This is a genomic window from Cryobacterium cryoconiti, from assembly GCF_004403065.1.
Lineage (GTDB): Bacteria > Actinomycetota > Actinomycetes > Actinomycetales > Microbacteriaceae > Cryobacterium > Cryobacterium cryoconiti.
The window spans coordinates 1-25713 of record NZ_SOHA01000007.1 but is presented as its reverse complement, the minus strand read 5'-3'; the positions used below and the strand labels follow the sequence as shown (position 1 = coordinate 25713).

The following is a 25713-nucleotide window of genomic DNA, read 5'->3' as shown; positions in this document are numbered from 1 at the left end:
CCCTTCTAGCCAATTCTCTCTTTGCGACCCAGGATGCCTTGCGGCCGAAGCAGCAGCACCAGGATCAGCACGACAAGTGCACCGACGTATTTAAGGTCGGAGGGAAGCCACAGCGTCGACAGTTCGACGAACAGGCCGACGATGATCGAACCGATCAGGGCGCCGAAGGCGGTGCCGAGACCGCCGAGGGTCACAGCCGCGAACACGAGCAGCAGGATCTGGAAGCCCATGTCCCAGCTGACGCCGGGGCGGAAGTAGGCCCACAGCACGCCGCTGAGCCCGGCGAGGCCGCCACCGAGCACCCAGACGATCCGGATGACGCCATCGACGTCGATCCCGCTGGCTGAGGCCAGACTGGGATTGTCGGACACGGCGCGGGTGGCCTTGCCGATACGGGTGCGCAGCAGGAAGTAGGAGACCGCCAGCAGCACCACGATGCTGACGCCCATGCTGGCCAGGTCGATCGCCGAGAGCCGGATCGGACCGAGCTGCATGTCCGCCAGGCCGGAGCCGGGAAGCTGACTGGTTCCGCCGCCGACGAAGATCTGGAACAGGTAGCGGAGGGCGAGGGAGAGTCCGATGCTCACGATCATCAGCGGGATCAAGCCGACGCCTTTGCGGCGCAGCGGTTTCCAGATTGCCGCGTCCAGGCTCCAGCCGAGACCTGCACTGAGCACGATCGCGACGATGATCGCCAACCAGATCGGAACTCCCAGGGTGACCGAGAACAGGAGCGTCATCAGCGCGCCGAAGGTGATCATCTCGGCGTGGGCGAAGTTGCTCAGCCCGGTGGTGCCGAAGATCAGGGACAGCCCGATCGCGGCGAGGGCCAGAAGCAGACCGAAGTTCAACCCGTTGACGAAACGATTGACGAACTGGTCGAAGAAGCTGACCGTCGTGCGCACGCCCTCGCCGAGGAAGAAGTTGACCGCCTTGACCTTGGTGAGGCCGAACTCTGCCTCGGTCGTGCTGCCGCCCTTGGCGACGATGACGCCCTCGGGCAGCGTGTCCTCGTCGAGGGAGACGGTGTAGGTGGCCTTCTCGGGCACACCCACCTTCCACTTGCCGTCGACGCCCGTCTTCACGGATGCCTCGTAGCCGGATCCCTCGACGGTGATCAACACGCCCTCGAGCGGTTCCTGATTGAACTGCACGTTGCCGGAGAGGACGAAGTCATACTCATCGGTGCCCACCTCGTCGGCGTGAGCCGGACCGGCGGAGAGCGTGGCGAATGTGGACATCGTCAAGGCTGCGAAGAGCAGGCCGAGAAAGATCACCAGCATCCTGGGTGAGAATCTGCGAACAGCTTCAGTGGAATTCACTGCACCTCCATGGGGGCACCGTTGGGTCTGCGACCGAGCGTGCCCCGGGTCTCACCTGCCAACATCTTTGTCGACAGTAAATGACGATTATGTCGCAAATGTTACGACGGGCACCGGCACTCCCTAGATTCTCTGTCGAGGAATGCATGGAGCGCAACGTCGCTTAACATTGACAAGCCGGACTTTGAGTTGGAACGCCGGTCTTTTTCCACTTTCTCGCATCTGTAAAAGGGGTTTCATGGATCAGCCAGATCCGTTCGGTTTCACCGGGCTGACGTACGACGACGTCCTTCTTCTTCCGGGGCACACCGACGTGATTCCCAGTGAAGCCGAGACCCTGTCTCGCCTGACGCGCCGAATCAGCGTGGCCACCCCGCTCCTGTCCAGTGCGATGGACACCGTCACCGAGACCCGGATGGCCATCGCGATGGCCCGCGAAGGCGGCCTCGGCGTGCTGCACCGCAACCTGTCGATCGCGGACCAGGCCGAGCAGGTCGACCTCGTCAAACGCAGTGAATCCGGCATGATTACCAATCCGGTAACAACTTCGCCCGATGCCACCGTCGCGGAGGTCGACGCCCTTTGCGGGCAGTTCCGCATCAGCGGCCTTCCCGTCATCGACGCCGACGGCGTGCTCGTGGGAATCATCACCAACCGGGACATGCGCTTCGTCTCCAGCACCAAGAAGCACACCACCCGGGTGCGCGAGGTGATGACCACGGCCCCGCTGATCACGGGCAAGGTGGGTATGGCCCCGATGGACGCCGTCGCCATCTTCGCCACCCACAAGATCGAGAAGCTTCCCCTCGTGGACGACCACGGCCGCCTCACCGGCCTGATCACGGTCAAGGACTTCGACAAGAGCGAGGAATACCCCTTCGCAACCAAGGATGACGCCGGGCGCCTGCGCGTGGGCGCGGCCATCGGCTTCTTCGGCGACGCCTGGCAGCGCGCCACCGCCCTGCTCGACGCGGGCGTCGACGTGCTCGTGGTCGACACCGCGAACGGCGACAGCGCCGGGGTGCTCGAGATCATCCGTCGCCTGAAGTCCGACCCGGCGTTCGAGGCGGTCGACGTGATCGGCGGCAACGTGGCCACCCGTTCCGGCGCCCAGGCCCTCATCGACGCCGGCGCGGACGCGATCAAGGTGGGCGTCGGCCCCGGCTCGATCTGCACCACGCGCATCGTCGCCGGCGTCGGCGTGCCGCAGATCACCGCCGTCTACCAGGCGTCGCTCGCGGCTCGGGAGGCCGGCATCCCGGTGATCGCCGACGGCGGACTGCAGTACTCCGGCGACATCGCCAAGGCCCTGGTTGCCGGAGCGGACACCGTCATGCTCGGATCCCTGCTCGCCGGCTGTGACGAGAGCCCCGGCGAACTCGTCTTCGTCAACGGCAAGCAGTTCAAGACCTACCGCGGCATGGGCTCGCTCGGCGCGCTGCAAAGCCGCGGCACCAAGACCTCCTACTCCAAGGACCGCTACTTCCAATCGGATGTCCCCTCCGACGACAAGCTCATCCCGGAAGGTATCGAAGGCCAGGTTCCCTATCGCGGACCGGTGTCCGCCGTGGCGTACCAGCTGATCGGCGGCCTGCGCCAGTCCATGTTCTACGTGGGCGCGCGCACGATCGACGAGCTCAAGCAGAAGGGCAAGTTCGTGCGGATCACCTCCGCGGGGCTGAAGGAGTCGCACCCGCACGACGTGCAGATCGTGGTCGAGGCACCCAACTACCGCCGCTAGAGCACGAGCTACACGACAGCGGCCAGCCGGGAGACCGCCTCGGCGAGCACCTCGGGCGAACAGCCGAAGTTGAGCCGGGCGAAGCCCCGCCCCGGTTCGCCGAACAGGGGGCCGGGGCTGAGCGCGACCCGCGCCTGTTCGAGCGCGACCAGGGCCGGGTCGTCACCCCAGCCGAGGCTGCGCAGGTCGAGCCATGCGAGGTAGCCGGCGTCGGGCGGCCGGTAGCCGACTCCGGGAAGCTCCGCGTCGAGCAGGGCGGTGAGCAACCCGCGGTTGGTGTCGAGCGCCGCGATCGAACCGTCCAGCCACGACTCGCCGTGGGTGTAGGCGGCGATGCCCGCGATCAGGCCGAACTGGCTCGTGCGCCAGGACACCTCCCGCGGCAGGGGCGCGAGCGCGGCGCGCATCCGTTCGCCTGCCGTGACGATCACGGCACATTTGAGGCCGGCCAGGTTCCACGCCTTGCTGGCGCTGGTCACGCAGACGCCGTGGTCGGCGGCCTCGGGGGAGACGGTCAGGTAAGGCGTGAAGACGGCGTCGGCGTAGGTCAGTGGGGCATGCACCTCGTCGCTGACCACCGTGACGCCGTACCGTGCGGCGAGTACGGACAGTGCCGTGAGGTCTTCGACGGTGTGCGGATGGCCGACCGGGTTGTGCGGGTTGCTGAGCAGCACGGCGCGCACGTCGTTCTGGAACGCTCGCTCCAGGCCATCGAGGTCGAGGGTCCAGCCTGTCTGCCCGTTCAGGAGCGGGACGGAAACCACCTGGCCTGCGGCCTCGGGGACGAGATCGAAGAACGGCGGGTACACCGGTGGCGTGATCGCGACCCGGTCGCCGGGCCGGATCAGCAGTCGCAGCGTCTCCACGATGGCCACGCTGACATCCGTCGTCGTGCTCACCTGTTCCGGGTCGACCGGCCAGCCCCAGCGGCGGCCGGCGAAGCCTGCGAAAGCCTCGGCGAGCCCGTTGACCGGAGCGACGTACCCGGTGTCGCTGCGCCGCACCGCCGCGATCAGCGCTTCGGCCACGGGTGCCGCAAGCGGGAAGTCGGATTCGGCGACGAAGAGCGGCAGAACATCGGCGGGAAAACTGCGCCATTTCATGCTCGTGCGCTCGCGCAGCAGGGACAGAGGGTCGGCGATGACGTCCATCACCTCAGGATGCACCTCGCGGCATCCGTCGTCGAGGAGCCCCGCTGCCTCTAAACTGAAGTCATGGAAATCGAGATCGGCCGCTCCAAGCGCGCTCGCCGCGTGTACGCCTTCGACGACATCGCGATTGTGCCCAGTCGGCGCACCCGCGACCCGGAGGACGTGTCCGTCAGCTGGACCATCGACGCGTACCAGTTCTCGATCCCGTTCCTCGCGGCGCCGATGGACTCCGTGGTGTCGCCGAAGACGGCCATCATGATGGGCCAGCTCGGCGGCGTCGGCGTGCTCGACCTCGAGGGTCTCTGGACCCGCTACGACGACCCCGAACCTCTCCTCGCCGAGATCCGTGAGCTTCCCGCCGACCGGGCCACCGCGCGTATGCAGGAGATGTACGCCGAGCCGATCAAACCCGAACTCGTCACCGCGCGCCTCGCGGAGATCCGCGCGGCCGGTGTGACCGTGGCCGGTGCCCTGTCGCCGCAGCGCACGCAGGAACTGTACGAGACCGTCGTCGCCGCCGGAGTCGACCTGTTCGTCATCCGCGGCACCACCGTCTCCGCCGAGCACGTCTCGCAGAACCAGGAACCCCTCAACCTGAAGAAGTTCATCTACGAGCTCGATGTGCCCGTGATCGTGGGCGGCGCGGCGACGTACACCGCGGCCCTGCACCTGATGCGCACCGGCGCGGCCGGCGTGCTCGTGGGCTTCGGCGGCGGCGCTGCCTCGACCACGCGCGCCTCCCTCGGCATCCACGCGCCCATGGCCACGGCCGTGGCGGATGTCGCCGGCGCCCGCCGGGACTACATGGACGAGTCCGGCGGACGCTACGTGCACGTCATCGCCGACGGCGGCCTCAACACCTCCGGCGACATCGTCAAGGCCATCGCCTGCGGCGCCGACGCGGTCATGCTCGGCACCGCCCTCGCCCGGGCGACGGATGCCCCCGGCGGCGGGTTCCACTGGGGTGCCGAGGTGCACCACCCGAAGCTGCCGCGCGGCCAGCGGGTCGAGGTCGGCGCCCTCGCGCCGCTCGAGACCATTCTCAACGGCCCGACGCCGATCGCCGACGGCACCGCGAACCTCGTCGGTGCCCTGCGCCGTTCGATGGCCACGACCGGCTATTCGGACCTGAAGGAATTCCAGCGCGTCGAGGTGGTCGTCGCTCCCTACCGGGGGAACTAGGCCGTCACCGGCCGCATCCGGCCCGGCGGGCGGTTGTCGCGCCGTACCGAGTGAACTAGCTTTTGTGTACACACCAGACCATCCGAAATGGGAGTGAGCACATGGCAACAGGCAACTCGGCGTCACGGTCCACGAAGCTGGGACCGGAAGAACGGGCCGCGGCCCTCGAACGGTTGAAGGGCAAGGAGCTCGACATCCTGGTCGTGGGCGGCGGCATCGTCGGTGCCGGCGCCGCACTGGACGCGGTCACCCGCGGTCTGAGCGTGGGCATCCTCGAGGCCAGGGACTGGGCGTCGGGCACGTCGAGCCGGTCGTCGAAACTGGTGCACGGCGGCATCCGTTACCTGGAGCAGGCCGATTTCCGGCTGGTGCGCGAGGCGCTGACCGAACGCGGGCTGCTCCTGCAGCGCATCGCCCCGCACCTGGTGAAGCCCGTGCGGTTCCTCTACCCGCTCCGGAAGCGTGTCACCGAGCGCTTCTATGTGGGCGCGGGCATGCTGCTCTACGACCTGTTCTCCTATGCGGGCGGGCGCCCCGGAGTGCCGCACCACCGCCACCTGTCCAAGCGTCAGGTGAAGGGGCTCCTGCCGAGCCTGAACACCGACACGATCGTCGGCGGCATCACCTACTACGACGGCCAGGTCGACGACGCGCTCTACGTGGCCTCGCTCGTGCGCACCGCCTCGTTCTACGGGGCGCATGCGGCCAGCCGGGTCCGCGTCGAAGGTTTCATCAAGGTCGGCGAGCGGGTCGTCGGCGTGCACGCCCACGACCTGCAGACCGGGGAGCGGTTCGACGTTCGCGCCCGTCAGGTCGTGAACGCGACCGGAGTCTGGACGGACGACACCCAGCGCATGGTCGGCGAACGCGGCACCTTCAAGGTGCGGGCGTCGAAGGGGGTGCACCTGGTCGTGCCCCGGGACCGGTTCCAGTCGGCGATGGGCCTGTTGCTGCGCACCGAGAAGAGCGTGCTCTTCGTCATCCCGTGGGGACGACACTGGCTGATCGGCACGACCGACACCGACTGGCACCTGGACAAGGCGCATCCCGCCGCCACGGCCGCCGACATCGATTACCTGCTCGAGCATGTGAACGCGGTGCTGCGGGTGCCGCTCACCCGGGAAGACGTCGAGGGCGTGTATGCGGGCCTCCGGCCGCTGCTGGCCGGCGAGTCGGAGAGCACCTCCAAGCTGTCGCGCGAACACCTGGTCGGGCACTCCGTTCCCGGACTCGTGGTGATCGCGGGCGGAAAATGGACCACGTACCGGGTGATGGCCAAGGATGCGATCGATGCGGCCGCCGACGCGCTCGACGAACGCGTGCCGGCCTCCACCACCCACGACATCCCCCTGCTCGGCGCCGAGGGCTACCAGGCCGCCTGGAACAAGCGCAGCCGGATCGCCCGGGCCTTCGGCCTGCACACCGTGCGCGTCGAGCACCTGCTCAACCGGTACGGCACCCTGACCGACGAGCTGCTCGACCTGATCCGCACCACGCCGTCTCTCGCCGACCCGCTCCCGGGGGCCGACGACTACATCGAGGCGGAGGTGGTCTACGCCGCCACGCATCTGGGTGCCCTGCACCTCGAAGACGTGCTGGCGCGCCGCACCCGGATCTCGATCGAGGCCTGGGACCGCGGGGTGTCCGCCGCCCCCGTGGCGGCCCGGCTGATGGCCGGCGTGCTCGGCTGGGACGAGGCCCGGGAAGAACGCGAAGTCGGCCACTATCTCAAGCGGGTGGCGGCGGAGCGTGCGTCGCAACAGCAGCCCGACGACGAGTCCGCCGACCGCGCGCGCCTCGAGGCCCCGGACATCGGGGTCACGAAGTAGGGGCGCACCCGCCGCATCCGTCACCCAAACTCGCTCCGGTAGACTGGCCTGACTGCCCACAAACCTCAGGAGTCGCACCATGGTTGACGTTCGGCGGGTCAAACTTCCCGGGGTGGGAGTGCTGCACACCTTCATTACGGATGACGGCGGCAAAGTCGGCGTCATCGCCCACCGCTCCGGGCACAGCGACCTCATCACCTTCGCGGACGACGAGGGCGGGCCCGACGCGGCCAAGGTGTCCCTGCGTCTGAAGGAAGACGAGGCGCACACCCTCGCCGAACTGCTCGGCGGCACCCAGATCACCGAGTCGCTCACCGCGCTGGACCAGATCCCCGGGCTCAGCATCGACTGGTTCACCGTGGACTACGAGGACCACATCGCCGGCCAGCCGCTGGGCAACCCCGCCGACCGCGGGATCGCCGGCCTCACGGTCGTGGCCGTCGTGCGCGGGGAGTCCGCCAACCCGGCGCCCGCCCACGACTTCCGTGTCTTCCCCGGGGACACCCTGGTCGTCGCCGGGTCTCCGGAGAAGGTCGCGAAGGCGTTCGCCTTCTTCCGCACCGGCGAGGTCAAGCCCAAATCCCTCGACGCGCCGCCCGGAGGATAGCCGATGCATCTCGGCGAAGACCTCATCACTCTTGGCATTCTGCTGGTCGTTGCGTATCTGCTCGGTCGCGCCGGAAAGCTGATCGGACTGCCGTCCATCCCGATCTACATGATCGTCGGACTGATGGCGAGCCCGAACAGCGGCTGGTTCCCGCTCGACTTCCAGTCGGCGGACATCGCCCTGATCGCGACGTTCGGGTTGATCCTGCTCCTCTTCAGTCTCGGCCTCGAATTCGACCAGGAGGCGTTCTTCGGTGACGCCGGAAAACTCCTGCTCTCCGGTGGCTCCTACGTTCTGATCAACATGGGAGTCGGCTTCGCGTTCGGCCTGATGGTCGGCTGGGGCAGCCGGGAGGCTCTCGTGATCGCCGGGATGACCGGCACCTCCTCGAGCGCCATCATCACCAAGCTCCTGATCGAACTGCGCCGCCTGGCGAACAAGGAAACCCCGATGATCCTCGGAGTGACCGTCGTCGGCGACATTTTCATCGCGGTCTACCTGGCGATCGTGTCCGTCGTGCTCAGCGGCAAGACCGAGGTCTGGCCGATCGTGCTGCAACTGAGCATCGCCTTCCTCTTCCTCGTCGTGATGTTCTCGGTGGCCCGCTGGGGGGCCAAGGTCGTGTCCCGGCTGATGCGCACCAAGGATGACGAGCTGTTCACCATCCTGTTCTTCGGGCTCGCCGTGCTGTTCGCCGGGATCGGCGAGATCATCGGCGTGACGGATGCGATCGGCGCCTTCCTGATCGGGGTGGTGCTCGGCGCGAGCACGTACCGCGGACGGATCGAACGCGTCGCCGTTCCCCTGCGCGACGTGTTCGGGGCCTTCTTCTTTCTCAACTTCGGTCTGGCGCTGAACGTGGCCGAATTCGGGTCGGTGATCACGATCGTCGTCGCGGCCGTGGGCATGACCTTCGTGCTGAGCCTGATCTCCGGCATGCTGATGGCCAAGCTGCACGGCATGGGCCCGCGGGAAGGGCTCAACACCGCGGCCATCTTCGTCAACCGCGGCGAGTTCACGCTGATCCTCGCGACCCTGTCGGTGACCGCGGGCCTCGATCAGCGGTTACAGCCCTTCGCCGGACTCTACGTGCTCACGATGGCGATCCTCGGGCCGATTTTCGCGGCGAACTCCGAGAAGATCGGGGCGGCTCTGCGCCGGCGCCGGGCCATCGTTCCGTCGCGGCAGCGCGCCCACGACCGGATGCTGGAAGAGGAAATCGCCCTGGTGGAGGCGGCCATCAAGGCCGACAGCGGCCCGGATGCGCAGCGCGCCGCCGACCGCCTCGCCGCCGACCGCCGCGGACGGCCTGCACCGCCGGCGCCGACCTCTCCCGACGCGGTCGGCGACCAGGATTCCGGCGTGGACGCCGGCGCCGACGCTGACGCTGACGAACTCGCCGACAGCGACTCGATGCTCGATTTCATTTCCGGCCGGCTTCCCGCCGAAACCGGACCGGCCGACAAGCCGGTGCGCGACACGGCTTCAGGGGACTACTGATGATCAAGACCATGCTCCGCCCCCGGTGGCTGCTCGCCCTGCTCCTGGCGCTCGCCATCGCCGCCGCCTTCGCCCTCCTCGGCCGGTGGCAGCTCGAACGCGCCATCGCCTCCGGCGAGGTCGTGGAGCGCAGCACCGAGACCGTGCAGCCGCTCGACGCCGCCCTGCAGCCCGACGGGCCGCCCCGCGAGGCCGCCACCGGGCAGCTCGTCACGGTTGACGGTTCCTACCTGCCGGGCGATGAAACGCTGATCAGCGAACGTCTCAACGGGGGCGAGCTCGGATTCTGGGTGGTGAGCCGCTTCGAGACCGCGGCAACGGCATCCGTGCCCGTCTCCACCATCGCCGTTGCTCGCGGCTGGGCGGCGTCCGAGGCGGAAGCCCGGGCGGCGATCGAGGAGCTCGCGGCCCAGCCGGCCCGGCAGCAGCAGAGCGTGACCGGACGGTTCGTGCCCTCCGAGGCCCCGGCCGTGCCCGACGCCGACAGTGACCCGCAGACCCAGACCACCGTCTCCACCGCCGCGCTGATCAACCAGTGGACCGACTTCACCGACCAGTCCGTCTACGCCGGCTACATCGTCGACACGGATGCCGCCGCGAACCTCACCGTGATCGACTCGCCCGTGCCCGGCAACGACGCCTCGGTCAACTGGCTGAACATCTTCTACGCCCTGGAATGGGCGGTCTTCGCCGGCTTCGCGGTCTTCCTCTGGTACCGCCTGGTGCGGGACGACTGGGAACGGCAGAGGGAACAGGCCGCCATCGACGCGGCGGAGGCCGTCTAGAATTGGCTTATGCCACTTGACCCCAAGCCTGCCGACATCCCCAAAATCCCCGGCGCGCTCCGGCTCTACAAGGTCTCCTCGGTCATCACCGGTGTCTTCCTGCTGCTGCTCTGCGTCGAGGTCTTCCTGAAGTTCGTGCTTCAGCTCGAAATCGAAGCGGGCGGCCCGAACGGGATCATCGCCCTCACCGCCCGGGACTCGGTGACCGCGTTCAACGTGAGCACCGGCATCCTGATTGTGCACGGCTGGCTCTACGTGCTCTACCTGTTCAGCGACTTCCAGCTCTGGAGCCTGATGCGCTGGTCATTCCCCAAGTTCCTGCTGATCGCACTCGGAGGCATCATTCCTACCCTGTCCTTCTTCCTCGAGGTGCGCGTTGCGCGCGAGGTCAACGCCTTCCTGGCGACGCACGCCGACACGTCTGCCGCCGCGGCGAAGGCCCGTCCGTGAGCGCCGCTGTGAGCGCGCAGACCGGCGCACGCCCCGTCCTGGTGGTCGACTTCGGCGCCCAGTACGCGCAGCTGATCGCGCGCCGCGTGCGCGAGGCATCCGTCTACTCCGAAATCGTGGCCCACTCGATCACCGCTGCCGAGGTGGCCGAGAAGAACCCGCTCGGCATCGTGCTCAGCGGCGGGCCGTCCAGCGTCTACGCCGAGGGTGCCCCCACCTTCGACCCGGCCATCTTCGACCTCGGCATCCCGATCCTGGGCATCTGCTACGGCTTCCAGGTGATGGCAACGACCCTCGGCGGTGAGGTGGCCCGCACCGGCCAGAGCGAGTACGGCGCGACCCCGGTCAGGGTCACCGACAGCGGCAATGCGCTGCTGGCCGGCCAGCCGGCCGAGCAGACCGCATGGATGAGCCACGGCGACTCCGTGTCGAAGGCCCCCGCAGGATTCACCGTGCTCGCCTCCACCGAGTCCACCCCCGTCGCCGCGTTCGCGAACGACGAGCGCCGCCTCTACGGTGTGCAGTGGCACCCGGAGGTCAAGCACTCCGAATTCGGCCAGAACGTGCTCGAGAACTTCCTGCACCGCGCCGCCGGCATCCCCGCCGACTGGAACAGCGGCAACGTCATCGCCGAACAGGTGGCCCGCATCCAGGCCCAGGTCGGCACCGGCAAGGTCATCTGCGGGCTGTCCGGCGGCGTCGACTCCGCCGTGGCCGCCGCCCTCGTGCACAAGGCCATCGGCGACCAGCTCGTCTGCGTGTTCGTCGACCACGGCCTGCTGCGCCAGGACGAGCGCCGCCAGGTCGAGGAGGACTACGTCAAGGCCACCGGCGTGCGCCTGGTCACCGTCGATGTGCGCGAGCAGTTCCTGACCGCCCTCGAGGGCGTCAGCGACCCGGAGACCAAGCGCAAGATCATCGGCCGCGAGTTCATCCGCACCTTCGAGCAGGCCCAGGCCGAGCTGATCAAGGAGGCGGCAGAAACGGATGGCGACCCGATCCGCTTCCTCGTGCAGGGCACCCTGTACCCGGACGTCGTCGAGTCCGGCGGCGGCAGCGGCACGGCCAACATCAAGAGCCACCACAACGTGGGCGGGCTGCCGGAAGACCTGCAGTTCGAACTGATCGAACCGCTGCGCACACTGTTCAAGGACGAGGTGCGGGCGATTGGCGCCGAGCTGGGACTCCCGGCCGAAATCGTGCAGCGTCAGCCGTTCCCCGGACCCGGCCTGGGCATCCGCATCGTGGGCTCGATCACCCAGGACCGGCTCGACCTGCTGCGCCACGCGGATGCGATCGTGCGCGCCGAGCTGAGCGCCGCCGGCCTCGACCGTGAGATCTGGCAGTGCCCGGTGGTGCTGCTCGCCGACGTGCGCTCCGTGGGCGTGCAGGGCGACGGCCGCACCTACGGGCACCCGATCGTGCTGCGCCCGGTGTCCTCGGAAGACGCCATGACGGCCGACTGGACCCGCCTGCCATACGACCTGCTGGCGCGGATCTCCAACCGGATCACGAACGAGGTGGATGGGGTGAACCGTGTCGTGCTCGACGTCACGTCGAAGCCGCCGGGGACCATTGAATGGGAGTAGGGGACTGCTCCTCGCTCTTGCTGTGAAAAGAAACACCCTCGACTTCTGGTCGGGGGTGTTTTTTCATTCGGCAGGGGGGGCGGGGAGTGGGCGGGTCGCTCCTCAGCTCAGACAATGGGCGGTCGGGAGCACCCCTCCGCTTCGCTCCGGGGTGCTCCCGACCGCCCATAACTCGACACCCCGCGACCCGCCCACTCCCCGCTGCGCTGCGCTGCGCTGCGCTGCGCTTCGCGGTCGCTCGGACGCGCAGGTTCGGGTGAGTGTTGCCGTTCCGGTCGAGAGTGACCGGTATTGCGGGCACTCTCGACCGGAACGGGCACTGTCGCGCGGATGGTGGGGGAGAGAGGGGGAGCTTGGTGCGAGGGCGGACGAACGAAGGGCCGCTCCTGTGGGGAGCGGCCCTTCGGGTGGTGCGGGGTGGGAAGTGTTACTCGCGGGCGATGGCGAAGATGCGCAGCATCTCGATATAGAGCCAGACGACGGTCAGCATGATGCCGAAGGCGCCGGTCCAGCCGTACTTGCGCGGGGCGCGGTTGTTGACGCCGCGCTGGATGAAGTCGAAATCGAGCACCAGCGAGTACGCGGCCATGATCACGGCGAGGACGCCGATCAGGAGGCCGATCGGGATGCCGAAGATCTCCGCACTGCGGAGGCCGAAGGCGTTATCGGTCGCGCCGAAGACCATCATGCCGAAGTTGATCAGCGAGAACACGCCGTAGCCGATCATTGCGATCATGAAGACCTTGGTGGCCTTGGCCGAGGCGCGGATCTTGCCGTTGGCGAAGAGGGCCAGGGTGACGCCGACGACGACGAGCGTTGCGAGAACGGCCTGGGTGACGACACCCGGGTAGATCTGCTCGAAGACGATGGAGATGCCACCGACGAAGAGGCCCTGGGCCGCGGCGTAGGCCAGGATCAGGGGCGGCGACGGCTCCTTCTTGAACGCGTTGACCAGGCCGAGCACCAGCCCGGCGATTGCACCGACGATGAGCGGAAGCATCGTCACCGGCGTGACGACCCAGCCGATGGCTGCGGTCACGAGCAGGAGGGCGAAGCTGAGCACCGTCTTGCGGAGGGTGTCGTCGTAGCTCATGCGATCGGTGTCCTGCGAGCCGGCCGACGGAGCGTTGAACATGCTCTGCAGGTCGCTGTCGGAGAGCACCTTGCCACCTGCAGTGGCGCCAGGAGCGCCGAACGCGGCGTTTCGGGAGAATGCGGGGTTGGAGGATGCCATGGTTGCCGTAGCTCACAATCACGTGGGTAGGGGTGGAGCCAGCATCGGAGGACGCTGGAGCGTTCCTAGATTCTATTCAGATCTGCTGGGGATCCGCCGTATTCACTGTCGACGGCGTGCGGGGACCGGGGCCTCCGGGGCCTCCTCCACCCCGCCAGCCACCAGGCGAGCCACGCGCCGGCCACGGCAGTGGAGAACCCGAGCAGGTAACCGACCCAGTTCTGTTCGTAGTCGGTCAGGGTCTCCTTGATCAAAAAACTCATCACGATCGACGGGATCAGGGCGAGATAGCCTGACCAGGGGCGGTGGCGAACCAGCAGCCAGCACGCCAACAGCGCCGCGAAGGCGCCGTTGAAATCGGCCCCGCCCAGCAGCAGGATGCTGGACAGCAGTGCTGGAACCAGAACCGTGAGCCGTCGCCACAGCGCACCCGGCAGCACGAGCCAACCCACGACCTGCAGGGGAACGCCGACGGCGAGGAAGAGCAGGCTGTAGGTGCTGGTGAAGATCGTGGCCAGCACCCCGAGCACGACCAGCGTCAGGCCGGTGACGCAGCGTGCGCGATAGTCGCCCCAGCGGTGCCGGCGGGCGGAGGGAGCGGTCCAGGGTGTCATCGCCTCGATTCTGGCAGTTGCACGCGTAGGGTTGGCAAATGCAGCCGATTGTGATCGGTCACCGCGGGGCGAGCGGTTACCGACCAGAGCACACCCGTTCCGCCTATGAGCTGGCCGTTGCCCTCGGGGCGGACGCGGTCGAGCCGGACATCGTGGCCACCCGCGACGGCGTTCTGGTGGTGCGGCATGAGAACGAGATCGGGACGACCACGGATGTCGCGGCGCACCCCGAGTTCGCCGGCCGGCGCACCACGAAGGTGATCGACGGCATCCGCCTCACCGGCTGGTTCACCGAGGACTTCACGTGGGGCGAGTTGCGCACCCTGCGCGCCCGGGAACGCCTGCCCGAGGTGCGCAAGTCGAGCGCCACCTTCGACGACCGGTTCCCGCTGCTGCGCCTGCGAGACGTGTTCCGTCTGATGGACCGGCTCTCCGGGCGGGTGCGCCGGCCGATCGGCGTCGTCGCCGAGCTCAAGCACGCCACCTACTTCGACTCGATCGGGCTGCCGCTCGACGAGCTGTTCGCCGCCGAGGTCAACGATGTCGGCTGGAACGCCGGTGACGGCCGTCTCACGATCGAAAGCTTCGAGCGCAGCCTGCTCGACAAGGTCTACGCGCGGGGCATCTACGGCAAGCGCGTCTTCCTGCTCGAGGCGCGCGGTAAACCCTTCGACGAGCTGACGCTGCTCGGCAAAGAGGCGCCGCGATACGCCGATTATCTGACCGATGCGGGTCTCTACGGGCTCAGCGGCAAGGTCGACGGCATCAGCGTGCCCAAATCGCTGATCCTGGCGACGGATGCCGACGGCCAGGTGTCCGGCGCCTCCGACCTGGTCGACGCGGCCCACGCCGCGGGCCTGGAGATCTACTGCTGGACGCTGCGCCCCGAAAACCGGTACCTCGCGACGACGTTCCGCCGCGGTCGGCTGCGGGCCGATTTCGGCAACTGGCAGGCCGAGTTCCGCACCATCATGGGCACCGGGATCGACGGGGTCTTCGCCGACCACCCCGACCTGGCCGTGCTCGTGCGGGACGAGCTGGCGGCCGAGGGCTGACTCCTGCCCACGGCACACCCGGGCACTGTCAGAGGCAGCACCTAGAATTGGGATCGATATGACGACCCTCTTCGACCCGGATCACACGCCCGCCCGCCAGATTCCGTCCGCGGTGCCCATCATTCTCGACGGAGCCGTTCCCGGCGACCGGGAGAGTCCGCTGCTCGAGGGGCTCAACCCCCAGCAGAAGGAAGCCGTACAGTACCGCGGTCCGGCGCTTTTGATCATCGCGGGAGCCGGCTCCGGCAAGACCAGCGTGCTCACCCGCCGCATCGCCAGCCTGCTGGAGAGCCGCGAGGCGTGGCCGAGCCAGATCCTGGCGATCACGTTCACCAACAAGGCCGCCGCGGAGATGCGGGAGCGGGTCAAAGCCATCCTCGGCCAGGGGGCCGACGGCATGTGGATCAGCACCTTCCACTCCTCCTGCGTGCGCATCCTGCGCCGCGAAGCCGAAAGCGCGGGCCTGTCCGCCACGTTCAGCATCTACGACTCGGCCGACACCAAGGTCACGCTCAAACGCATCATCAAGGCCCTCGACGCCGACACCCTCGGCTTCACGCCCGGCAACGCGTCGGCGAAGATCTCCAAGCTCAAGAACGAGCTCGCCGACGCCGACTCCTACGCCCGCAACGCGAACATGAGCGACCCGCAGGAGGTCATGTTCGTCGAGATCTTCCGGCAGTACACCCACCGTCTGCGCGCCGCCAACGCCCTCGACTTCGACGACCTGATCGGCGAGACGGTCTACCTGTTCCGCGCGTTCCCGAAGGTGGCGGCGCTCTACCGGCGCCGGTTCCGCCACATCCTGGTCGACGAATACCAGGACACCAACCACGCGCAGTACTCACTCGTGCGCGAGCTGACCCGCCCCGTCGAGCCCCATCTGGCCGAGGAGATGGAGGCGACCGGCGTGCACGTGCGCAACCTGCGCGACGGCACCGGCGCCATCCCGGGCGCCTCACTCACCGTGGTCGGCGACTCCGACCAGTCGATCTACGCCTTCCGCGGCGCGGACACGCGCAACATCAGCGAGTTCGAGCGCGACTTCCCCGGCACCAAGGTGATCCTGCTCGAGCAGAACTACCGCTCGACGCAGAACATCCTCTCGGCCGCCAACGCCGTGATCGGCCACAACTTCGACCGCAAAGACAAGAAGCTGTGGAGCGCGGGCGGCGACGGCGAGAAAATCGTGGGTTACACGGCCTACTCCGGCCACGACGAGGCCCAGTTCGTCTCGGATGAGATCGAGGTGCTGCACCGGGCCGGCATGGCCTACCGGGACATGGCCGTCTTCTACCGCACCAACGCGCAGACCCGTGCCCTGGAAGAGATCCTGGTGCGCTCCGCGGTGCCGTACCGGGTGGTCGGCGGCACCAAGTTCTATGAGCGCGCCGAGATCAAGGATGCGCTGGCGTACCTGATCTCCGTCGCGAACCCGAACGACGAACTGGCCCTGCGCCGCATCCTGAACACTCCCAAGCGCGGCATCGGGCCCGCCACCGAGACGGCACTGGCGAGCTTCGCGGAGGCGAACCAGATCAGCTTCCGGCAGGCCATGCGCGACTCCGCGTCGCTCGGGCTGGGCCCGAAGGTGACCGGGGCCATCCTGAAACTCGCGACCCTGCTCGACGAGGCGGCGCTGAAGCTCATACCGGAGAACCCGGCCGGCACGGCGAACGTGTCCGAGCTGCTCACCTTCCTGCTCGACGGCAGCGGTCTGCTCACCCTGCTGCGGGGCAGCCGCGACCCGCAAGACGAGGCGCGCGCCGAGAACATCGAAGAACTCGTCGCCCAGACCAAGGACTTCAACAAGGAGAACCCCGACTCGGGTCTGGTCGACTTCCTCACCCAGGTGTCGCTGGTCGCCGCCGCCGACGACCTCGACGACGCGTCCGGCACGGTGTCGCTGATGACCCTGCACACGGCCAAGGGGCTCGAATACGAGGCCGTGTTCCTGACCGGCGTCGAGGAGGGGCTGCTGCCGCACCAGATGTCGGCCAACGAGCCCGGCGGGCCCGCCGAGGAGCGGCGCCTGTTCTACGTGGGCATCACCCGCGCCCGCCAGAGGCTCTACCTCTCGCTGGCGATGACCCGGGCCCAGTTCGGCGACATCCAGGTGGCCATGCCCAGCCGCTACCTGCAGGAGATCCCGGTCGACCTGATCGACTGGAAGCAGTCGCCGGGCATGGCGAACTCCCGCGGCGGCACCCAGCCCCGGGCCTTGAACGCCCGGCGTGACGGCTTCGGCGGCGGGTTCGCCAAGCGCGACGAGCCGCAGGCGCTGCCGCCCGCGCCGAAGAAGAAGACCGAGTGGGCCAGCCGGGTGCCGAGCCAGGTGCGGGACAACGGCGACCTCACGCTCGCTGCGGGTGACCGCATCCGTCACGTCGATTTCGGCGACGGCCGCGTCAACCAGGTCACCGGTGACGGCACCAAGCGCATCGCGCACGTCCAGTTCGACACGGCGGGCGCAAAGAAGCTCCTGATCAAGATCGCGCCGATAGAGAAGATCTAGTGTCCGGGGCGGCCGACCGGCCGGAAACCCTGCTCGAACGCCTGAAGTCGCTGCGCACCCTCGACCTGGAGGTGGCGTCCCGGGCCAGCATCGCCGTCGTGGTGCCGCTCGTGGTCCTGGTGTTTGTCGGTCGAATCGACTGGGCCGCCTACGCGGCGTTCGGGGCGATGACGTCGCTCTACGGCCGGAGCGAGCCGTACCGGCTGCGCGCGCGCACGGTCAGCGTCGCCGCGGCCTGCATGCTCGCGAGCGTCACCGCCGGACTGGCGATGAGCGTAACCGAGGCAGCCCTGCCTGCCCTGGTTCTCGGGCTGGTCTTCGTGATCACCGCGGGCATCCTGGTGGCGTCGACGTACGGCCTGTTCCCCGGCACCCCGATCTTCTTCGTCTTCGCCTACCTGGTCTGCGCGCAGGTGCCCGCGCCGGCGAACGAGGTGCTGCCGCGGCTGCTGGTGGCGGTGGCGAGCGCCGCGCTGGCCTGGCTGCTGACCATGTCGGGGTGGGCAGCGCGGCGCCTGGCCGGCGACCGCTCCGGCGACCTGTTCAAGCAGCTGCCGCGCACGCCGGTGCTGCGCCCGGCCGCCTACCGCGACGGCCAGGTCTGGTTCACGATCCTGCAGAACCTGGTCGGCGTGCTGATCGCCGGCGGGCTCGCCCTGGCCTCGGGCATCGGACATCCCTATTGGGCGGTCGTGAGCGTGGTCGCGGTGCTGCCGCCGCCCCGCGCCGCGCATTCCATCTCCCGGGCCGTGCACCGCATCGTCGGAACCGCGCTGGGGGTGATGGTGACCGCGCTCGTGCTGCTGCCCGGGCCATCCGTCTGGGTGTTGATCGTTGTGATCGCGATCAGTCAGTTCGGAGCGGAGATCCTGATCGGCAAGCATTACGGTGCGGCGCTGCTGTTCGTCACGCCGCTGGCACTGACCGTGGCGCACCTGGCCAGCCCGACCGCCGTGCCGACGCTGCTGGTCGACCGGGTGGTGGAGACCGCGCTGGGCGGTGTGGTCGCGGTGCTGATCGTGCTCGCGGCGCGAGGCGCGGTTCGGCTGGGCGAGCGCCGGCCTGCCTGACGGCCCGCCCGAACCGTGACCGTTCGGCCGCCCTCCGACAGGGCAACCCCATTGGAATCGCACAGGTTGCTCACAGCTTCCCCATAGCCCCTCGATTGGCATGCTCGCGAGGCTCAACTCATGAGCATCGACACGAGCACCACCCAGCGGCATCATCGCAGCGCTCCCGCGCCGCTCGTGCGCCCCGACTACCGGCAACGGATGCAACTGGCCGACACCCTGCAGGTGCTCTGCATCGTCTCCGTCGCCCTCGTCGTGGCCCTGTTCCTGGCCGACGGCGGAGCGGCCCGCTTCGCCACCCCCGCGGACGCGCTCACCTCGATCGGCGTGCTGGCCGGCCTCGTCGGCACCGACCTGCTGCTGATCATGATGCTGCTGGCCGCCCGGCTGCCCGCGATCGACCGGGCCTTCGGCCACGACAGCGCCATGGCGCTGCACCAGTCGCTCGGCAAACCGGCCCTCTACCTGATCCTGGCCCACGCCGTGCTCCTGATCGTCGGCTACTCGCTCGCCGGCAAGATCAGCGTCTTCGCCGAGGTCTGGCGCATGCTGACCGTGCTGCCGGACATGGTGCTGGCCTTCGTCGGCCTCGGGCTCCTGGTGCTCGTGGTCGTGAGCTCCATCGTGATCGTGCGGCACCGGCTGCCCTACGAGGTGTGGCACATCGTTCACCTGCTCTCCTACGTGGCCGTGCTCGCCTCACTCCCGCATCAGTTGACCGTCGGCGCTCTGCTCGCCGCGGGGTCGCCGCAGTGGTTCTACTGGCTGGCCCTCTACGTGGGCGTCGCCGGGTCGATCCTCGTCTTCCGTTTCATCCTGCCGGTCGTGCGCTCGCTGCGCGCCCGGCTCCGGGTGGAGGGCGTCGACCGGGTCGCCGACGGCGTCGTGTCGATCCGGCTGTCCGGGCACAATCTGCGCCGCCTGCAGGCCCACTCCGGTCAATTCTTCATCTGGCGGTTCTGGACCCCCGGGCTCTGGTGGCAGGCGCATCCGTTCTCCCTCTCGGCGGCGCCCACCGGTACTTCCCTCCGCATCACGGTGCGCTCACTCGGCGATGCTTCGGCGGCGCTCGGAGGTCTGCGGCGGGGCACCCGGGTGAGCGTCGAGGGCCCGTACGGGCTGTTCACCGACCGTGCCAGGACGTCCCCTCGGCTGGTGCTCGTGGCCGCCGGCATCGGCGTCGCCCCGATTCGCTCGCTGCTGGAGACGGCGACGTTCCTTCCGGGGCAGGCCACGGTCATCCTTCGCTCGCACACCGTCGGCGACAGCTACCTGGCCTACGAGCTGGCCGAGTTGTGCCGGGCGCGAGGCGCTGAATTCCGCATCATCGCGGGCACGCGACCGCCGGGTGTGAACAGCTGGCTACCGGCCGACGCGCTGGCGGCCCGGGTCAGCCTGAAGACCCTGGTTCCGCACCTGCGGGACGCGGATGTGTATGTGTGCGGTCCACGGCGATGGACCGACGAGGTCGTGCGGGATGCCCGCGCGGCCGGACTTCCGACGCGACAGATCCATTGTGAAAGGTTTGACTGGTGAGAATACGAGCAGCGGCTGCGGCCGCCCTGGCTTCCGCTTCGGTGCTATCGGTGGGGTGGCTCGTCGGAGCCCCCGCCGTGGAATCGCTCAGGTCCACGCTGACGACGACGCTGTCATCCTCCGCATCGGCTGAGGCGACGACCACGACCGCATCCGGACTGGGCACGTCCTCCGGTTCGGGCACGTCCTCCGCAGCGACGACCACGCCTGAAACGACCGCGCCGGCGGCCGAGGCGCCCGCCGCCACCGAGGTCACCGGCACATTCGATGGCTCGGCCGTGCAGACCCGGTTCGGCCCCATGCAGGTGTCGGTGACCATCGACAACGGCACGATCACCGAGGTGACGCCGCTGCAGCTGACCAATGACGACCAGAAGTCGGTCATGATCAGCAACCGGGCAGCCCCGATCCTGCGAGACGAGGTACTCTCGGCCCAGTCGGCGAGCGTGGCCAACGTCAGCGGCGCGACCTACACGACCCAGGGTTACCTCCAGTCGCTCCAGGCGGCCCTCGATGCGGCACAGTTCTAGCGTGGTGTCCGGCGGGTACGCCGGGCACCCGGCAATCACGGTCGAGAGCATGGGAACCGTCATCAGCATCCGTATCGGCGCAGCCGCTGGTAATGCCGGTTTCCCGCACGACGAGGCCCTGCGCGCGGCGGCCCGGCAGGCGGTCGCGGACGTGTTCCGAGGCTGGAACGACCGTTTCAGCCTCTACCGGGAGGGCTCCGAACTCAGTCGCGTCAATCGTGGCGAGCTGCGGCTCACCCAGGCGGGCAGCGAACTGCGGGACTGCTACGCGCTCGCCCTGGCCTGGCGGGATCGCACCGACGGGGTGTTCACACCGCACCGTGCCGACGGTGCCATCGATCTGTCCGGCATCGTGAAGAGCCTCGCCATCGCTCACGCCGGCGAGGCGCTCTACGGGCTCGGCCTGCGGGACTGGTCACTCAACGCGGGCGGGGACATCCTCGTGGCGGGCGATCAGACGCCCGGTCTCGACTGGGCGGCCGCGATCGTCGACCCGCTGGACCGGAGCGCCCGGCTGGCGAGCGTGCCGCTGCGCGCGCCGCTCCGGGCCGTGGCCACCTCGGGCAGCGCCGAGCGTGGGGAGCACATCTGGACCACCGTCGACGGCGCGCTCTCGCCCTTCCGTCAGGTCACCGTGTTCGGCCGGGACATTGTGACGGCGGATGTGCTGGCCACAGCCATCATCGCCGGCGGCCGGCCGGCTCTGCATCGCAGCACGGAGACCTTCCCGATCGAGGTGCTGGCCGTGCTGCGCGACGGTTCGCTGCTGGCCACGCCGGGGTTGCGCGCCGACTCAGCCTGATGGTCCGGTGGGCGTGGATGCCTTGTCGCTTCCGGTGGGGGAGCGTACCGTTGCCGCCGCGGGGGAGCTCAGCGTGGGCGACTCGCGTCAATGGGAGGTCATCATGGCGAGCAACCCGGACGGACTCTGGCCGAGAAAAACGGATGCCGCGAGCGACGGACTCGACGAAAACCGCGAGATCGACGACATCGAACTGACCCTCGACGAGGATTTGCCGCCCACCGAGGAAGAAGCCCCGGAGTGGATGATCGACGCCGACCAGCGCCCGGTCGACCTTGACGACGAGGACGAGGACCGGGAGACGGGCGGGCCCGGGGTCGAAGAGTAGGCGGTCAGTGTCGCAATCGACGTGTGACCGTCGCCGTCACGGGCGAACGACCTCTCCGAAAAGAGCACACCATGACTCGTCGGGGAGTTGCCCGCCGGGCAGACAACGCGGCGAGAGTGCGCGCGTGTGGGGCCGGCGCGGCTACGCGGCGGTGACGGTGCGGGTGCGTGCCTGGCGGCGACGGAACAGCACCGCGAGGCCGCGCCAGCCGAGCAGGAACACGCCCAGAACGATCGTCGTCACGACGACGAAACTGAACTCCGTACCCTGCCCGCTCACGGTGCGCAGCAGCATCCCGACGCCCACGGTGAGGATCCAGATGCCGGTGCCCGTCCAGACGATCTTCTGCGGGCTGTGCCAGGCGCGCATCACGAGCCACCCCGCGAGGAGGCCGCCGAGGAACGGCAACCCGGTGATCAGGGTTCCGAGCAGACCCTCGCCGTGGCTGGCCCGGCCGATCAGCACGAAGACCAGAACCAGGGCGGCGTCGAGCCCCGCCGCGAGAAGGAGACCGGACCGGTTGTTCTGCTGGAATGCCATGAATCCAGCCTACGTGCCGCGGTTCGGGAGGCCGGCCGACGGGTCTGGCCGGATGGTCAGACCGCGGTGCCGATCAGGGAGCCGATCGCCCAGGTCACGCCGAGCGCCAGCAGGCCGCCGACCAGCACCCGGGAGATCGCGCGGGCCTTCGGGCTGCCGCCCAGATAGGAACTCAGCCACCCGGTGATGACCAGGGCGACCGCGACGGCGAGGAAGGTGGCCGGCAGGCGCCACTCCGGCGGAGGCAGCAGCACCGCCAGCAGCGGCAGGATCGCACCGACCGTGAAAGCGACCGCCGAGGCGAAGGCCGCGTGCCACGGGTTCGACAGCTCATCCGCACCGATGTGCAGTTCCACTTCGAGGTGCGCGCCGAGGGCGTCGTGCGCGGTCAGTTCGAGCGCCACCTGTTTCGCCGTCTCGGAACTGAGCCCCTTCGCCTGGTAGAGATCGGCCAGTTCGGCGAGCTCCTGCTCGGGCATGTTCTCCAGTTCCCAGGTCTCCTTGGCGATCAGGGCACGCTCGGTGTCGCGCTGGCTGCTCACCGACACGTACTCGCCCAGGGCCATTGAGATCGCGCCGGCGAGCAGGGCGGCGACACCCGCGATCAGGATCGCCGCGGCATCCGTGGTGGCTGCAGCGACGCCCACGACCAGGGCCGCCACCGACACGATGCCGTCATTGGCTCCGAGCACGCCGGCCCGCAGCCAGTTCAGGCGCGAGGCGTGGTCGGCGGAATGGGGATCGACGCCGTGCTCCGGTTCAGTCATGACTGAATCCAAGCATCCGGATGCCTGCAGCGCCAGCGGGACTCGCCTGCTGCGGTGCTGCACGCGCCAGGGCGGCCCCCGCGGTTCGCGATGCCGGTTGGTGACGATAGAGTTTCAGATGGTACGTATGTCTTGATGTCGAGCTATCTGCGGCACTGGCGCCGTGCTCCTTGCCCCTCAAGACCTTGCAGGAACGCTACGAAGCGGATTGGAAGAGCAGCGTGGATCTTTACGAATATCAGGCACGAGACCTGTTTGAACAGTATGGAGTCCCGGTTCTCCCGGGCATCATCGCGGACACTCCGGAGGAGGTGCGCGCGGCAGCCGAGAAGCTGGGCGGCGTTGTCGTCGTCAAGGCCCAGGTCAAGGTCGGCGGCCGCGGCAAAGCCGGCGGTGTGAAGGTCGCGAAGACCCCCGACGACGCCGAGGCCGCCGGTCGCGCCATCCTCGGACTCGACATCAAGGGCCACACCGTCAACCGGGTCATGGTTGCCGGCGGAGCGCGAATCAAGCAGGAGTTCTACTTCTCCGTGCTGCTGGACCGAACCAACCGCTCCTACCTCTCGCTCGCGAGCTACGAGGGTGGCGTGGAGATCGAGGTTCTCGCCGTCGAGAAGCCCGAAGCGCTCGCCTACACGGCCATCGACCCGATCACCGGGATCGACCTGGCCACCGCCCGTCAGATCGCGGTCGACGCGAAGTTCCCGGCCGACCTGGTCGACAAGGTCGCACCCGTCTTCGTGCAGCTCTACTCCGTGTTCACAGGTGAAGACGCGACCCTGGTCGAGGTCAACCCGCTCGTGCTCACCGAGGAGGGCGACGTGATCGCCCTCGACGGCAAGGTCACGATCGACGAGAACGCCGGCTTCCGTCACCCGAAGCACGCCCTGCTCGAAGACGCTGCCGCGGCGGACCCGCTCGAGGCGAAGGCCAAAGCGAACGACCTCAACTACGTCAAACTCGACGGAGAAGTGGGCATCATCGGAAACGGCGCCGGGCTCGTCATGAGCACCCTGGACGTCGTCGCCTACGCGGGCGAGAACCACGGCGGCGTCAAGCCGGCCAACTTCCTCGACATCGGGGGCGGAGCATCCGCCGAGGTCATGGCCGCCGGCCTCGACGTCATCCTCGGTGACCCGCAGGTCAAGTCCGTCTTCGTCAACGTCTTCGGCGGCATCACCGCCTGTGACGCTGTCGCGAAGGGCATCGTGGGCGCGCTCGCCGAACTCGGCAGCGCCGCCAACAAGCCCCTCGTCGTGCGCCTCGACGGCAACAATGTCGAGGAAGGCCGTCGCATCCTCGCCGAGGCCAACCACCCGCTCGTCACACTGGCCGCCACCATGGACGAGGGCGCCGCCAAGGCCGCCGAACTCGCCCACGCCGCGAAGTAAGGGATTTTCGAACATGTCAATCTTCCTCAACAAGGACTCCAAGGTCATCGTGCAGGGCATCACCGGCGGTGAGGGCACCAAGCACACCGCCCTCATGCTGGCGGCCGGCACCCAGGTCGTCGGCGGCGTCAACGCCCGCAAGGCCGGCACCTCGGTCATGCACGGCAGCGTCGAGCTGCCCGTCTTCGGCACGGTCGCCGAGGCCATCGAAAAGACCGGCGCGGACGTCTCGATCGCCTTCGTGCCGCCGGCCTTCACCAAGGACGCCGTCATCGAGGCCATCGACGCCGGGATTCCGCTGCTCGTCATCATCACCGAGGGTGTGCCGGTTCAGGACTCCGCCGAGTTCTGGGCGTACAACAAGGCCAAGGGCAACAAGACCCGCATCATCGGGCCGAACTGCCCCGGCATCATCACCCCCGGTGAGGCGCTCGTGGGTATCACGCCGGCGAACATCACCGGCAAGGGCCCGGTCGGCCTGGTCTCCAAGTCGGGCACCCTGACCTACCAGATGATGTACGAACTGCGGGACCTGGGTTTCTCCACCGCCATCGGCATCGGCGGCGACCCCATCATCGGCACCACGCACATCGACGCGCTCGAGGCGTTCGAGGCTGACCCCGAGACCCTCGCCATCGTCATGATCGGCGAGATCGGCGGCGACGCCGAGGAGAAGGCGGCCGAGTACATCAAGGCCCACGTCACCAAGCCCGTGATCGGCTACGTCGCCGGCTTCACCGCCCCCGAGGGCAAGACCATGGGCCACGCCGGCGCCATCGTCTCCAACGGGGCCGGAACCGCCCAGGGCAAGAAGGAGGCCCTCGAGGCCGCCGGGGTCAAGGTCGGCAAGACGCCGAGCGAGGCCGCCACCCTGCTGCGCGAGGCTCTCGCCGCGCTGTAACCGGCAGGTGAACCACGGTGGCACTGAGCCACCGGCCGGGACCGAAAGGGCCTGCCTCCCAGGGGCGGGCCCTTTCGCTGTGCCGGCCCGCGGCATCCGTGCCCGCCTGCTCGTGACCGCCCGGCCGGCCGAACCAATTCGACGGAGATTCTTGCTGAAACGCGCCGAAATAGCGTGGGGTGACCCGGTCTTTCCGGACGGGGTCCGTAGTTTCATTATGCGGCCAGGATCAGTTCGGCCAGTCGTTCGTGTGGTGTGGCATAGTTCAGAGTTT

23 protein-coding genes are annotated in these 25713 nt (G+C 68.4%); 17 read left to right on the top strand and 6 right to left on the bottom strand.

Features of this window, described 5'->3' with window-relative positions; all coding sequences use genetic code 11:
* Positions 1 to 5 precede the first annotated feature (5 nt).
* Positions 6 to 1283, bottom strand: coding sequence for a branched-chain amino acid ABC transporter permease (locus tag E3T49_RS04460; protein ID WP_134423760.1), 1278 nt, complete (start codon positions 1281 to 1283; stop codon positions 6 to 8).
* 277 nt (positions 1284 to 1560) lie between these two features.
* Here E3T49_RS04460 and guaB point away from each other — a divergent pair, with 277 nt between their 5' ends.
* On the top strand, positions 1561 to 3063 hold the full coding sequence (guaB, locus tag E3T49_RS04455; RefSeq protein WP_134423759.1) for an IMP dehydrogenase: 1503 nt from the start codon (positions 1561 to 1563) through the stop codon (positions 3061 to 3063).
* 8 nt (positions 3064 to 3071) lie between these two features.
* Here guaB and E3T49_RS04450 read toward each other — a convergent pair whose 3' ends face one another.
* A complete protein-coding gene (locus E3T49_RS04450; RefSeq protein WP_134423758.1) occupies positions 3072 to 4214 on the bottom strand; it encodes a MalY/PatB family protein in 1143 nt (380 codons plus the stop codon).
* Between the two features lie 63 nt (positions 4215 to 4277).
* Between E3T49_RS04450 and E3T49_RS04445 the strand changes: the two genes are divergently transcribed.
* The 7 genes from E3T49_RS04445 (at position 4278) to guaA (ending at position 12156) form a co-directional block, all read left to right on the top strand.
* Positions 4278 to 5396 carry a GuaB3 family IMP dehydrogenase-related protein gene (locus E3T49_RS04445; protein ID WP_134423757.1) on the top strand — a complete coding sequence of 373 codons (1119 nt, stop codon included), beginning with the start codon at positions 4278 to 4280 and terminating at the stop codon, positions 5394 to 5396.
* 101 nt (positions 5397 to 5497) lie between these two features.
* A complete protein-coding gene (locus E3T49_RS04440; RefSeq protein WP_134423756.1) occupies positions 5498 to 7225 on the top strand; it encodes a glycerol-3-phosphate dehydrogenase/oxidase in 1728 nt (575 codons plus the stop codon).
* A gap of 79 nt (positions 7226 to 7304) precedes the next feature.
* Positions 7305 to 7832: a cation:proton antiporter regulatory subunit gene (locus E3T49_RS04435; RefSeq protein ID WP_134423755.1), complete on the top strand. Its 528-nt coding sequence runs from the start codon at positions 7305 to 7307 to the stop codon at positions 7830 to 7832.
* A 3-nt stretch (positions 7833 to 7835) separates the two neighbouring features.
* Entirely contained in the window at positions 7836 to 9332 is a 1497-nt protein-coding gene (locus E3T49_RS04430) for a cation:proton antiporter (protein ID WP_134423754.1), read from the top strand.
* A complete protein-coding gene (locus E3T49_RS04425; RefSeq protein WP_134423753.1) occupies positions 9332 to 10117 on the top strand; it encodes an SURF1 family protein in 786 nt (261 codons plus the stop codon). The genes E3T49_RS04430 and E3T49_RS04425 overlap by 1 nt, the downstream gene beginning before the upstream one ends.
* 9 nt (positions 10118 to 10126) lie before the next feature.
* Positions 10127 to 10567 carry a DUF3817 domain-containing protein gene (locus E3T49_RS04420; RefSeq protein ID WP_134423752.1) on the top strand — a complete coding sequence of 147 codons (441 nt, stop codon included), beginning with the start codon at positions 10127 to 10129 and terminating at the stop codon, positions 10565 to 10567.
* Complete coding sequence (guaA, locus tag E3T49_RS04415) at positions 10564 to 12156, top strand: glutamine-hydrolyzing GMP synthase (RefSeq protein WP_420898530.1); 1593 nt, start codon at positions 10564 to 10566, stop codon at positions 12154 to 12156. Before E3T49_RS04420 ends, guaA begins: the two co-directional genes overlap by 4 nt.
* A 427-nt stretch (positions 12157 to 12583) precedes the next feature.
* Here the strand turns inward: guaA and E3T49_RS04410 are convergent, their stop codons facing one another.
* Entirely contained in the window at positions 12584 to 13390 is an 807-nt protein-coding gene (locus tag E3T49_RS04410; protein WP_134423751.1) for a Bax inhibitor-1/YccA family protein, read from the bottom strand.
* A gap of 65 nt (positions 13391 to 13455) precedes the next feature.
* Positions 13456 to 14004, bottom strand: a complete 549-nt coding sequence (locus E3T49_RS04405; RefSeq protein WP_134423750.1) for a hypothetical protein — start codon at positions 14002 to 14004, stop codon at positions 13456 to 13458.
* Positions 14005 to 14042: 38 nt separating this feature from the next.
* On the opposite strand from E3T49_RS04405, the gene E3T49_RS04400 reads away from it, so the two are divergent.
* From E3T49_RS04400 to E3T49_RS04370, 7 genes are all read left to right on the top strand, one after another.
* The gene (locus tag E3T49_RS04400) at positions 14043 to 15059 is read left to right on the top strand and encodes a glycerophosphodiester phosphodiesterase family protein (RefSeq protein ID WP_134423749.1); all 1017 of its coding nucleotides are present in this window, start codon (positions 14043 to 14045) and stop codon (positions 15057 to 15059) included.
* Positions 15060 to 15117: 58 nt separating this feature from the next.
* Positions 15118 to 17574: an ATP-dependent helicase gene (locus tag E3T49_RS04395; protein ID WP_134423748.1), complete on the top strand. Its 2457-nt coding sequence runs from the start codon at positions 15118 to 15120 to the stop codon at positions 17572 to 17574.
* Complete coding sequence (locus E3T49_RS04390) at positions 17574 to 18644, top strand: FUSC family protein (RefSeq protein WP_241972643.1); 1071 nt, start codon at positions 17574 to 17576, stop codon at positions 18642 to 18644. The genes E3T49_RS04395 and E3T49_RS04390 overlap by 1 nt, the downstream gene beginning before the upstream one ends.
* A gap of 120 nt (positions 18645 to 18764) precedes the next feature.
* Positions 18765 to 20180, top strand: a complete 1416-nt coding sequence (locus E3T49_RS04385) for a ferredoxin reductase family protein (protein ID WP_241972642.1) — start codon at positions 18765 to 18767, stop codon at positions 20178 to 20180.
* Positions 20177 to 20710 (top strand): FMN-binding protein, encoded by a 534-nt coding sequence (locus E3T49_RS04380; protein ID WP_134423747.1) that lies wholly within the window; start codon positions 20177 to 20179, stop codon positions 20708 to 20710. The genes E3T49_RS04385 and E3T49_RS04380 overlap by 4 nt, the downstream gene beginning before the upstream one ends.
* A complete protein-coding gene (locus E3T49_RS04375; RefSeq protein WP_241972641.1) occupies positions 20694 to 21512 on the top strand; it encodes an FAD:protein FMN transferase in 819 nt (272 codons plus the stop codon). Before E3T49_RS04380 ends, E3T49_RS04375 begins: the two co-directional genes overlap by 17 nt.
* A 34-nt stretch (positions 21513 to 21546) precedes the next feature.
* The gene (locus E3T49_RS04370) at positions 21547 to 21840 is read left to right on the top strand and encodes a hypothetical protein (protein ID WP_134423746.1); all 294 of its coding nucleotides are present in this window, start codon (positions 21547 to 21549) and stop codon (positions 21838 to 21840) included.
* A 141-nt stretch (positions 21841 to 21981) separates the two neighbouring features.
* On the opposite strand, the gene E3T49_RS04365 is transcribed toward E3T49_RS04370, so the two are convergent.
* Positions 21982 to 22380: a DUF3054 domain-containing protein gene (locus E3T49_RS04365; RefSeq protein WP_134423745.1), complete on the bottom strand. Its 399-nt coding sequence runs from the start codon at positions 22378 to 22380 to the stop codon at positions 21982 to 21984.
* A 56-nt stretch (positions 22381 to 22436) separates the two neighbouring features.
* Positions 22437 to 23147, bottom strand: coding sequence for a VIT1/CCC1 transporter family protein (locus tag E3T49_RS04360; RefSeq protein ID WP_134423744.1), 711 nt, complete (start codon positions 23145 to 23147; stop codon positions 22437 to 22439).
* 221 nt (positions 23148 to 23368) lie between these two features.
* Here E3T49_RS04360 and sucC point away from each other — a divergent pair, with 221 nt between their 5' ends.
* On the top strand, positions 23369 to 24538 hold the full coding sequence (gene sucC, locus E3T49_RS04355; protein ID WP_134423743.1) for an ADP-forming succinate--CoA ligase subunit beta: 1170 nt from the start codon (positions 23369 to 23371) through the stop codon (positions 24536 to 24538).
* Positions 24539 to 24551: 13 nt separating this feature from the next.
* Positions 24552 to 25439 carry a succinate--CoA ligase subunit alpha gene (sucD, locus tag E3T49_RS04350; protein WP_134423742.1) on the top strand — a complete coding sequence of 296 codons (888 nt, stop codon included), beginning with the start codon at positions 24552 to 24554 and terminating at the stop codon, positions 25437 to 25439.
* The last annotated feature ends 274 nt before the right edge of the window (positions 25440 to 25713 follow it).